Source organism: Mycobacterium sp. (assembly GCF_004298145.1).
Lineage (GTDB): Bacteria > Actinomycetota > Actinomycetes > Mycobacteriales > Mycobacteriaceae > Mycobacterium.
In genome coordinates this window covers 154683-166154 of record NZ_SCRH01000011.1, presented here as the reverse complement: position 1 = coordinate 166154, position 11472 = coordinate 154683, and the positions used below count along the sequence as shown (strand labels likewise).

General features: G+C 66.9%; 7 protein-coding genes. 2 read left to right on the top strand and 5 right to left on the bottom strand.

What is annotated here, in order from left to right:
• Nucleotides 1–15: 15 nt before the first annotated feature.
• Genes EPN51_RS04205 through EPN51_RS04190 form a run of 4 tightly spaced genes read right to left on the bottom strand, consistent with a single transcriptional unit; the run spans nt 16 to nt 5686 of the window.
• Nucleotides 16–1263, bottom strand: coding sequence for a hypothetical protein (locus EPN51_RS04205; protein ID WP_293037546.1), 1248 nt, complete (start codon nt 1261–1263; stop codon nt 16–18).
• The gene (locus EPN51_RS04200) at nt 1263–2615 is read right to left on the bottom strand and encodes a hypothetical protein (RefSeq protein WP_293037543.1); all 1353 of its coding nucleotides are present in this window, start codon (nt 2613–2615) and stop codon (nt 1263–1265) included. The genes EPN51_RS04205 and EPN51_RS04200 overlap by 1 nt, the downstream gene beginning before the upstream one ends.
• Nucleotides 2615–4261 (bottom strand): ABC transporter permease, encoded by a 1647-nt coding sequence (locus EPN51_RS04195; RefSeq protein ID WP_293037540.1) that lies wholly within the window; start codon nt 4259–4261, stop codon nt 2615–2617. The genes EPN51_RS04200 and EPN51_RS04195 overlap by 1 nt, the downstream gene beginning before the upstream one ends.
• 33 nt (nt 4262–4294) lie before the next feature.
• A complete protein-coding gene (locus EPN51_RS04190) occupies nt 4295–5686 on the bottom strand; it encodes a condensation domain-containing protein (protein WP_293037537.1) in 1392 nt (463 codons plus the stop codon).
• A gap of 880 nt (nt 5687–6566) precedes the next feature.
• Here EPN51_RS04190 and EPN51_RS04185 point away from each other — a divergent pair.
• Together EPN51_RS04185 and EPN51_RS04180 are read left to right on the top strand one after the other, a co-directional pair.
• Nucleotides 6567–8225, top strand: a complete 1659-nt coding sequence (locus EPN51_RS04185; RefSeq protein WP_293037534.1) for an NAD-dependent malic enzyme — start codon at nt 6567–6569, stop codon at nt 8223–8225.
• Nucleotides 8226–8662: 437 nt separating this feature from the next.
• Nucleotides 8663–9721 carry a 3-deoxy-7-phosphoheptulonate synthase gene (locus EPN51_RS04180; RefSeq protein ID WP_293037531.1) on the top strand — a complete coding sequence of 353 codons (1059 nt, stop codon included), beginning with the start codon at nt 8663–8665 and terminating at the stop codon, nt 9719–9721.
• Between the two features lie 28 nt (nt 9722–9749).
• Here EPN51_RS04180 and EPN51_RS04175 read toward each other — a convergent pair whose 3' ends face one another.
• Nucleotides 9750–11396: an AMP-binding protein gene (locus tag EPN51_RS04175; protein ID WP_293037528.1), complete on the bottom strand. Its 1647-nt coding sequence runs from the start codon at nt 11394–11396 to the stop codon at nt 9750–9752.
• Nucleotides 11397–11472: the final 76 nt, after the last annotated feature.

The following is an 11472-nucleotide window of genomic DNA, read 5'->3' as shown; positions in this document are numbered from 1 at the left end:
AGCCAGGCGACACCGTCAGACCATTCGCGGTCCGCCGAATCCCGGCACGGCGCCTACCGGGATCAGCGCGAGCGCGATGACCAGAATAATGAACAACCGCAACGTTTTTGGTGTGGGCCCCTGCTCGATCTCCGGCCGGCGCGCCGCGAACAGGAGGAAAACGATGGCAACATCGAACACCACGATCGTCAACCAGCGGGTCCAGTCAAAGCCGGTCAGGAAGACCGGAACGACCAACAGCAGGCCGGTGGTTACGCAGGCCATTCCGCCGCGCAGTGTCTCAACGAACGCGCGCACCGGTACGCCCGAAAGCACGCTGAGACCCCACACCGTCACCACGGCGGCACCGGCACCGAAGATCAAAGACACGGTGAGGCCGAGCATGCCGACGTGGCCGACGGTTCGGATGGCGTCCGCGATTCCGTTGTCGAAGTTCGGCATCACGTTGCGGCACACCCAGTCGTGATAATCGGTTTGAGGTGGTTGTCCCTCGAACGCGTAATGCATCAGCGTCGCTGGTGATGGGACCACGGCAAAAGGGTTGGGCACCAGGTGATGCGGCACCGCCCCACATAATTGGGAGGCGACGTCGTGGCGGCCGAATGCCGCCACGGCAGCCGTGGCGAGGACCCCCGGCGACACGGCCAAGAGCATGCCAAGGGGCCGGGTGGTTTTCAGCGCACCCCCGAGGACGATGATTGCCAGCAGCGCCCCCAATGCGAACTGCAGCCCGATCGCCTCGTGCACCAGCGTCAACACCGCGATCACGGCGCCGAAGGCCGCGCACCATCCGATCGCGAAGGCCCGGGAACGGGTGAGCGCCAACGCCGAGCTGAACACCGCCAGGGCCGCCCCGCCGAACAGGTCCGGCCGAGCCGAGAATGCCGCAAACGGGACGCCGAATGGCAACAAGGGCATCACCATCGCGACCATCAGCCTGCGTTCAGACGGATAGCCGGTGATGACCACCACACCAGCAACCGTTGCCAGGCCGCACAAATAGACCGCCGTGGACAGCCACCGCAGACCGAGCGTGGCCGCGAAGTCGTGGCCCGGGACCAACCCAACCAGCTCACCGGCGAGCCCGCGGCGAACGAAGCCGTGTGTGTAGTCGGCGGTGTAATACGACATCCAGTACACGTCGAGCGGGACGACCTTGATCGCGAACCACAGCACGGCCGTCGCCCAGAGCGCGATCGCGACGGCGATTCCGACGTAGCGGTGGCGTGCGCGTTGATTCGCCTCGAGGCCCAGGTCCACCATCAAATCCGGCCCTCGTGGACGGTGGTGGCGGACAGCTGCAGGTCGGCCAGCGCGCAACACGCGAGCTCACCGGTGGCTGCGGTGGCGTTGCCGGCTCCGCTGCGGTAGGCGACGATGGTGAGAAACCGGCTGCCGTTGACCGTTCCTGTCCCGCAGAACAATTGGCCGCGAGTCCGCTCGATGCGCGCCCGGGTGATGCCCTGCTCGGCCAGCCGCATCGAGACCTCCGTCGCATCCGCACCATCGATGCGGCCGACGGCGGTGTCGAGGCTGCCAAGGTTGGAGCACCCCACCGGCAGTCGGGCGGACGACATGGCGATGCCTTCGGCGCGCCGGACCAGCCATCGCGGTGTGAACGGGATGAGTGGCAGTCCGGCGAGCATCTCGTTGGGTTGTTGGTCCAGGGACGTCAGCAGTCCTTTGACATCCGCACGCACGCCGCCCAAGTCATCGGCCACCGCCTGGCCATCGACGGTGAGTGTGATCGAGGTCAGCGCGTTGGCGCGGTCGTCGTCGGCGGTGCGGTCGCTGACCGGAAGCACCACGGTCACGGAGTTTCCGTCGGGGAGCACCCTCCCTATCCGGTGCGCCAGGCGAGCTGCGAACGCGACGAACAGCGCGTTGCTGCTTCCGTTGAGGTTGCGCGCACGCGCGTCCCATGCCGCAGCGTCGGTTTGTATCGTCACGGACTCCGATGCGTTCTGGCCATCGTCCATTGGGTCGTGCCGCCGGGGCCCCCGCGCCTGCGGCTGTGGCTGTGGCTGTCGATCCGACGAGACCTTGAGCAATATCGCCAGAGTCGCGATCAGCGCCCGGATCGCCGCGGGCAGGGCGCGAACGGCGTCGGCCAGGTCCTCGCGTATCGCGCGCCACCGGCCACGCGAACTCGCCTGTGAATAGCCGAGATTGCGTCGTTCTCCCTTGACCGCTTCGGCCAGGGACGTTGCCATTGCGAGTCCATCGACAACGCAGTGTGACGCCACCAAGGTGACCGCCGCCCCACCGTCGTCCAACGGCAGCACGCCGAGATGAAACGTCGGGCCGTGCTCGGGGTCGACGCGCACCCGCGCGCGTCTGTCGATCCACGCACCGATCTCCCGCCGCGGTTGCCGCGGTTCGCACGCGATGTCCGGCGAGCGGCTGTCGACCACCCAGCGATGACGCCCGAACGGCAGCGGCGAGCGCTCGATCCGGCGTCCGAGGAGGCCTGCACCGAGATTGTCCTTGACGGCCCGCAATTCGTCGATGTTCACGTCGCGGTCGTAGACCCACGTGCATTGCACGGTGCTGCCTTGACCGGTGGCGCGCAGCCGCAGGAAAGCGGCGTGGTCCAGAAGCGCCAGCCTCGTCACTAGCACCCCGCCTCGGCCGCGGCGCGATACCCGCGCACCGCCGCCGGCGCGAACACCGCGACGAGAACGCCCGCCCACAGGCCCGCCCGCCATAGCGGCGACAGCACCGGGCCGCCCTCTGCGAGGCCGCGCATCGCCTCGATCGTCGGTGAAATCGGCGAAAAACGCACCACCGGTTGCAGCCAGCCCGGAAACACCTCGGCGGGCGCAACGCCGGTGTTGAGGAACAGCAGCAGGACGCATCCCGCGCCCAGCCAGGTCACCATCGCCTTACCGTCCGTGCGGGCGGCGATCGCGATGACCAACGACGCCATTCCCGCCGAAATCGCCACGGGCACCAGCACGAAGGCCAGCACCGCGATCCAGCCGTAGCTGAATCGCAGGCCCAAAGCGATCCCGAAGATGGTGAGCACGACGGCGGATGTGGTGGTTCGGGCGGCCTCGGCGACCAGTCGGCCCGCCACGGTGCTGGCTCGATGAACCGGCTGCACCCACAACCTCGTCAGCACACCCGACTCCCGCTCGGCCGGCAACGCCAAACCGGCGCCGAGGGTTCCGAACACGGCGCCGACCACCGCACACATCGGGACCAGCCCGTACAGGCTGTCGTGTCCCGTGACGGCCAGAACGGCTTTGCCGACCAGCAATTTGTAGACGACGAGCAGAAAAGTCGGGAACAACAACGCTTGCACAGTGACGATCGGATCGCGCCGCCAGCGGCGCAGTAGCCGCCCCGCTTCCGAAGCGCTCTGGCTGACGAACGCCGTCAGCGACGGATCGTACGGAATTCCCTGCGTTGCAGGGGTGGTCACCGGCTCTCGGGGCTGCTCCGCAGATGCATCGCGAGCTTGCCGGCCGTCGTGCGCCGGAATGCGGACGATCCGAGGTGCGCGGAAACTTCCGCCGCTGACGCGTCGCTGCATCCGCACCGCCAGAACGCCGAAAAGTGCCAGCAGTCCAAGGCACCACGCCGATGCCACCACCAGATCACTACCCGTGGCGTGGCCGGAGGCGAGTCCGCGCAACGCGTCGGTGACCCGTGAGACCGGCTGGTAGCGGACGAACGGACCGAGCCATGTCGGAAACGATTCCGCAGGAGCGATGCCCGTGGACAACAGGACCAGAATCAGTTGGGGGAGGAGCAACAATTGGCTCGAGGATTCGACGGAGCCGACCCGGGAGCCCAGCGCGTCGGCGCCGAGGCACACCGCCATCGCGAACGCCACGACGATGATCACGAACAGGCCCGTGTCGGCCAGACCGCCGGCCATCCGGAAGCCAAAGGACCACCCGACGGCGATAGCGGCGACCAGTGCGATGACCGAGCGTGTCAAGCAATAGAACATCCGAGCGGCCAGCGGTACCGCCGCAGGAACTGGCAGCGTCCGAAGCCGAGACCCGAAGCCGGACAGCCGGTCTCGTGCGGCGCGGTCGGCGGTGGTCATCGCCCCGAACAGCATCGCCTGCACGATGACCACCGGAAGGACATATTGCGGGTAAGTCATCGGGCCGGTGTAGATGAGGTTGCCCAACACCAGGGTGAACCCCAGGAAGCAGCCCACCGGCGCCAACACCGCGAACAGCAGGTCGGCATCGCGCCGGGAGCCTGACATCGTGCGCAAGGTGAGTGCCACCAGGGCACTCACCTCGGGACCTCCGGCCGCGGGGCGGGGACTTCGTCACGCATCCAGGTGCGGCCCGGCGTCGGACACCCGGGTGAACTCGGCGCGCATCGTCTCGACGTAGCGCAGGACGGACCTGCGGGCGATGTCGGTGCCCGGGTAGGCGACCACCAACTGCGTTTTGTCGTGCATGCGATTGACCCACATGCACACCGTCTCCGACAGCCGGTTATCACCCCAAACACCGGCGCGCAGACCGTCGAAGTGGTCGCCGAACGGCAGCTTGCGAATGTCGATGTAGGACAGCATCGGGACCGGACGGTCAGGAACCTCGATCAGGCCCGACGAACGGTCCGGCAACTCGAGCAGGTGGTAGTACGGCACGGCGCCCAGGGCCGTGTTCGCGTCGAACGATGCCTGGGCGGCACTGACCACCTCGTCGAACGATGCGCCGACCGTCGGAATTGCCAACGGGACGAAACTGGCCAACCATCCGACCGCGGTGGCGTGGGCGGGATCCCGACGGTTGTCGAACGGCGTAAGCCCGAAATACGTTGGGGCACCGGTCAGCCGATGCTCGGTCAGGGCGGCGCAGGCGAACACGCCACCGCTGAAACGCGCCCCCCCAGCGCGGCATACCGCTTCGAACCGTCGGCCCTGGTCGCCATCGATCAGGTCGAAGACGTCGATGGCCCCCGGCGTATCCGCGGCCGCCTCGCCCAGCTCCAGTGGAAATTTCGGCAGCGCGCCGTTGTTCGCTGCGAGAAAGGCCCGCCACGACCGGATCTCGGGTGACTCTTCGTTCAGACTCCCGGTGTACGCATGCTGAGCCGCGCTGTATTCGCGATGGCTGGCAGCGGGTGTCAACGGGCTCTGTTCCCTGCGCAGCGCGGCGAAGTACATCGTCTGGATGTCGAGGAAGATCACCCCGGCCGACATACCATCGGCGCGCAAATGGTCAACGGCGATGTAGACGGTGAACCGCTCATCGCCCTGAATGACTCCGAAGGTGAAGCAGTCCCACTGCAGCGGATCGGGCGTATCGAGAAGGAGTTTGCGGATCTGGGTCGGGGCCATTCTTCCGAGATCCCTTGGCGCCAAAGTGATGCCCTCCGGGTCGGCAATGACATAACGGAGGATCTCGTCGTCGTCGCCGAAGCCGAACCGGTCGTGGTAGGTGTCGTGTCGCCGCAGGTGCCTGTTCACAGCGTGCGTCATCGCATCGATATCGCAGATGCCGTTGATTTCCCAGGCCCCAATGCACAACCGCGGGATGTCGCGGCCGCGGCTCACCTGGCGCCGGTAATACCGAAGATGCTGCGACTGCTGATAACTCACCGGGGCCGGATGGTACTGCGCTTCGGCTGCGCGCCGATACGTGGTCGCGGTGGGGTACCAGGATACGACGGTGCCCTCGGCCGTCCAGTCCTCAACCGTGCCCAAGAACATGCGCTACCTTTCGTCAGTCAGCTGGTGACGCCAGTCCGGATGACCTTAACGGCACCGCGCATGAGTTGCTGATCGAGTTGAGAGCCCGTGGAGTCCCGCTGCGCTGGCCCGGCGAGTGTGTTGCGGCCGGATGCGTCGGCGCATGCGCGGGCGAGGTTGAGTTCACCGTGGTTCGAGTGGGCGGGCCCGCAAGCTGCGAAGGCGCGCAAGGTGATGACTCGATGGCGCGCACGCGGCGCAGTCATAGAATTCCCCTCTCGGGCTGAGCATTCTTCCAGGAACTTCTGGCAACACACCGTGCCTGTGTGAGGTAGTCGACGACGAGGAGTCGTTCAAGCAACACAGAACTGTTGCTGGAACAAGCATTTATCTCGACGCGATGACCCAACCTGTCGATTCCCACCCCCACAGCGTGGCGCTGTCTTGGCAGGCCACCCGTGACGATACTGGGCCCGCCGAAACGGCGCCTCGGTTACCATATCGTGACCCACGCCCGTATCGGAATTATGTCAGCCGAACCCTTCTCGCGCCGATGATTCGGGCAAAAAACCAAACCATCATCAAAAGCGCGGCAGCACTGAGTCACACGCTCCTGCCGGTATGAAGCCGCGCACCGAGTTCGGTCGGACCCCCGACACTGGCAACAAACTGCGACCAACCTTGAGCCGGGCTGATGGGCGGCGCCGAAGGCGCATCGCAGCTGAGAAGCCATCGTTCGCGTTCGGCCCGCAAGAGGTCGACGAAGCCAGGCGCGGGGGTCGTCATTGACAGCGCATTGACACCAGGTTACGCACAGACAAAGAGCCCGCACCGGCCGATGATGATCTGGAGACCACGTCGCTCTCGGCACCGCGAGCTTCGTACAGAAGGGAGGTCGGCGATGCCTGATGAGCTGCGGGGGCCGGCCAGGCTGTTCGATGCATTGACCACCAAAGGCACCGCCTTCACCGAGGACGAACGGCGGCGGTTGGGTCTGATCGGTCTGCTGCCGACGACGGTGAAGACCCTCGAGCAACAAGCCGAGCATTGCTGGCACGAATTCTCTACTCGCCGCGATGATCTCGACAAGCACATCTATCTGCGGGCGTTGCAGGACCGCAACGAGACGTTGTTCTACCGGGTATTGCTCGACCACATCCCCGAGGCTCTGCCGATCGTCTACACGCCCACCGTGGGAGAAGCCTGCCAGCGTTTCAGTGAGATCTACCGCCGGCCGCGGGGACTGTTCGTGTCCTACGCCGAGCGAGACTGCCTTGACGAGGTGCTGAACAATCGGCCCCAGCGCGAGGTCGACGTGATCGTGGTGACCGATGGGCAGCGGATCCTCGGCCTGGGCGATCAGGGCATCGGGGGCATGGGCATCCCGATCGGAAAGCTGTCCCTCTACACCCTCATCGGCGGCATCGACCCCGCTCGGACTCTTCCGATCGTGCTCGATGTGGGAACCGACAACAGCGAACTACTCGATGACCCTCGCTATCTGGGCTGGCGGCACCGGCGTATCGACGACGACGATTATTACGCGTTCATCGACAAGTTCGTCGCCGCGGTGCGCAAGCACCTACCCGCTGTGCTCCTGCAGTGGGAGGACTTCGCCACCACGCATGCGCTGCCGATCCTCGCCCGTTACCGCGACACACTCCTTACCTTCAACGACGACATCCAGGGGACCGCCGCCGTCACCGTCGGGGCGCTGCACGGTGCCGCCGAGGTTGCGGGCCGCCCCCTGTGGCAGCAACAGGTCGTCATGCTCGGCGCCGGCTCGGCCGGTATCGGAGTGCTCGACATGATCCGTCGCCAAATGGTGAACGAGGGGTTGTCCGAACAGGCTGCCTCGGAGCGAATCTGGGTTCTCGACGTGGAAGGGCTTCTCACGGATGACCGCACCGACCTATCCGACGCGCAGCGGGGATTCGCCCAGCCCGCCGGCCGCGTTGCGGGCTGGGACCTGTCCGGCCCCGCCCAGCTCGCCGACGTCGTCCACCATGTCGACGTCGGCGTGCTGCTGGGCCTGTCCACCGCCGCGGGCGCCTTCACCGAACCCATCGTGCGTGAACTCGCCGGCAAGACTGACCGACCGATCATCTTCCCGCTCTCCAACCCCACCAGCCGCGCCGAGGCGCACCCGGCGGAGTTGGATCGGTGGACCGACGGGCGTGCCCTGATCGCCACCGGATCGCCGTTCGCCCCGCTGCACCGAAACGGCGTGGAACGCCCTGTCGCCCAATGCAATAACGTCTATATCTTCCCCGCGATGGGGCTGGCCGTGACCGCAGCTCAGGCGACCCGAGTCACCGACGAGATGATGCGGATCGCCGCGGAGACCTTGGGCGAGGCGTCGCCCGCCCTCGCCGACCCCGACCAGCCGTTACTGCCGGCGTGGTCAGACGTGCCCGAAGTCGCCGTCCGCATTGCGCACGCCGTCGCCGTGCAGGCAGTTGCGGATGGCGTCGCCCCGACGCGCAACGGCGCGGAACTCGCCGAACGCATCGCCGGGGTGCGTTGGCTTCCGGAATACGCCGGACCGGCGGGCCCGTGAACATCGGGCCGCCAGTAGATGTCGGGCCTATGCCGCTGACCGGGGAGAGCACTGGCCACGTGCGGCCATTGGCTAGACGGTCGCCACGTGCGGCGGGTCGTACACGCCCGGGAAGACAGGGTGGTCAGCGCCGGTGTTTGTGAGACTGTGCGCCACATTGGCCGCGGTGTTGCCGAAGTTGCCCCGCTCGTCGCCGATCCGGAAGTTCGGACCCCGGCCCCACATGGTATGTTCGCCGACGTGAACATCGGCGTGCGCGCGTATTGGCGCTTTATCGTGGCTCCGGGTGGAGCCGACGATGCGGCGTCTGGTTGACGCACCCGCACGACTGAGACCCGGAGCCCAGCAGTGACCGCAAGGTCGCTGCTTTTCGCTTTTCAGGGCATCGGGAACCAGCGGGCGTGCCCTGGCAGCCAACACAGAAAGACGTACCCCACATGTCCCTCACCGACTTCCCCACAGCTGTCGACACGTCCGATCATCGGATCGTCTCGTTCCGAGAACTCTCGGCTCCCGCCGTGATTCGCACCGAACTGCCGCTGACACCTCGACGCGCCCAGGCCGTCCAGCGCGACCGCGACGAGGTTTCGGCAATCCTGGCCGGCGGCGACGAGCGACTGCTACTCGTGGTCGGCCCCTGCTCGGTACACGATCCCGTCGCCGCACTCGACTACGCACGCCGGCTCGCCCCGCTTGCCGCCCAGTACGCGGAGCGGCTGAAGATCGTGATGCGGGTCTACTTCGAAAAGCCGCGCACCACCATCGGCTGGAAGGGTCTCATCAACGACCCCGCCATGGATGGCAGCTTCGACGTGGAACGTGGCATCCGCACCGCGCGTGCGTTGCTGCTCGACATCATCGACGTCGGCCTCCCCGTGGGGTGTGAATTCTTGGAGCCCACCAGCCCGCAGTACATCGCCGACGCCGTTGCGTGGGGCGCGATCGGCGCCCGGACCACCGAATCACAGGTGCACCGCCAGTTGGCATCCGGGCTGTCGATGCCGATCGGATTCAAGAACGGGACCGACGGCAACATCCAAGTCGCCATCGACGGTGTCAAAGCCGCAGCGGCGCCGCACCATTTCTTCGGAACCGACAACGTGGGCCGCGCGGCCGTCGTCGAGACCATGGGCAATCCCGACTGCCACGTGATCCTCCGGGGCGGTACCGCCGGCCCGAATTACGATGCCGCTTCGGTGGTGACGGCCATCGAGCGGTTACGCGGGGCCTGGCTTTCCGAACGAGTCATGATCGACTGCTCACACGCCAACTCCGGCAAAGACCATGGGCGACAGGCCGAGGTCGCGGCCGAAGTGGCCGCACGCATCGCGGCGGGCGAGCGCGGTATCGCCGGCCTGATGCTGGAAAGCTTCCTGGTGGCCGGAGCCCAATCGCTGTGCGGTGAGCTGACATACGGTCAATCCGTCACCGATGAATGCATGGACTTCGGAACCACCGCCGGCTTGCTGGCCGAGCTCTACGCGGCGACGGGCTGATCCGGGTGGCACGCGCACGGGCTGGTGCTCATTGCGCCGAAACCTGGCCGGCGATCGCCTTTTTGTCGATCTTGCCGATCGGCGTGGTGGGCAGTGAAGTCATCGCGACCAGGACATCGGGCCGGGCGTGCGCGGCCACGCCACGCTCGTCGAGATAGCCGTTCAGCTCCGCAAGCGACAGCCCCTTGTCTTTGAAAACAACTGCCGCACAGATCTTCTCGCCCAGGTAAGCGTCGGGAAGCGCTACCGCGGCGGCCGAGAAGATCGCCGGGTGGCTGTGCATCTGCTCCTCGAGGTCCGCCGCGGAAATGGTTTCGCCGCCACGGCAGATCACGTCTTTGACGCGGCCGGTGACCACCACGTAGCCGTCGCCCCCGATCCGGACCAGGTCACCGCTGCGGAAGAAGCCGTCGGGATCGAAGCAGCGCTCATTGTCGCGCTCGGCGCGGAAGTAGCCGTTGAACGTGTACGGTCCGCGGACCAGCAATTCGCCCTCTTCACCAGGGGGCACCGGATCACCGGCCGCATCGACCACGCGCAGCTCGTCGGCCGCGCACAACGGCCGCCCCTGCGTGTGCTCGGTGAGTTGCGGCGGATCATCGAGCCGGGTGTAGTTCAGCAGTCCCTCGGCCATCCCGAACACCTGCTGCAGGCCCGGGGTCAAGGCGGTGCGCACCAACCGGGCATCCTCGGGCTCCAGCTTGGCGCCGCCGATCTGCAGGAGCCGCAAGGTTTTTGGGGTCACCGGTTCCCACTCGCAGGCCTGCGCCCACAGTTTGGCCAGGGCCGGCACCAGGGCGGTGACCGTGACGCCGTGGCGTGCGATGGCGGCAAAGGCCGCCTCCGGGCTGGGATCGGTGCCGAACACGGTGGTGGCGCCGACGGTCATCGCGCCGAGCAGGCCGGGGCAGGCGAGCGGAAAATTGTGGCCCGCCGACAGCACCGCCAGGTAGACGTCGTCGGAGGTGAGGCGGCAGAGTTCGGCGCTGGCGGTGGCGTTGAACACGTAATCCTCGTGGGTGCGGGGGATGAGCTTGGGCGTGCCGGTGGTGCCGCCGGAAACCAGAAGCAGCGCAGGCGATCCCGGGTCGCCCGGCGACGGCGGTAGCCCGGGGGGCGCCTGCTCGCACAGTTGCGCCCATGAGGTGAACGGCCCCGGGTCGCCGTCGACGACGACGTGCTTGAGCGCCCCGCGCTCCTCGACGAGCCCGAGCGCCATCGTTCGATAGTCGAAACCCGCTGCCGTATCGGCGATCAGCAGCCCGGTGGCCTGGCTGACCGCGGCGAAATGCCCGAGTTCGGCGGCCCGATGTCCCGGCAGGCACAGCACCGGAATCGCGCCGGCCCGCAGCAGGCCGAACAGCGCCACCGCGAACTGGCAACGGTTCGGCAGCTGCAGCAGCACCCGGTCGCCGGGCGCGATGCCCATCGCTCGCAGTCCACCGGCGGCGCGGTTAGCCTGGGCGTCGAGGTCCGCATAACTGAAGCCGGCACCGCCCACGGCGTCGAGCACGGCAATTCGGCCGGGCCACCGCCGGGCCGCGTCGGTCAGGATCGTGTCCAGGGTTCGGCCCGTCCAGTAGCCGGCCGCCCGGTAGCCGGCGGCGCGATCAGCGGGGAATGGCACGAATCCGTCGAGGACTCCGGCCGGCGGGTGCGGTGTGTGCGGACTCATGGCTCCTTAGACGGGGGCTTCAGACGGGGCTAGTAGCGGGGACGCAGGGAGTAAGGATAGGGTAACCAAAAAATTA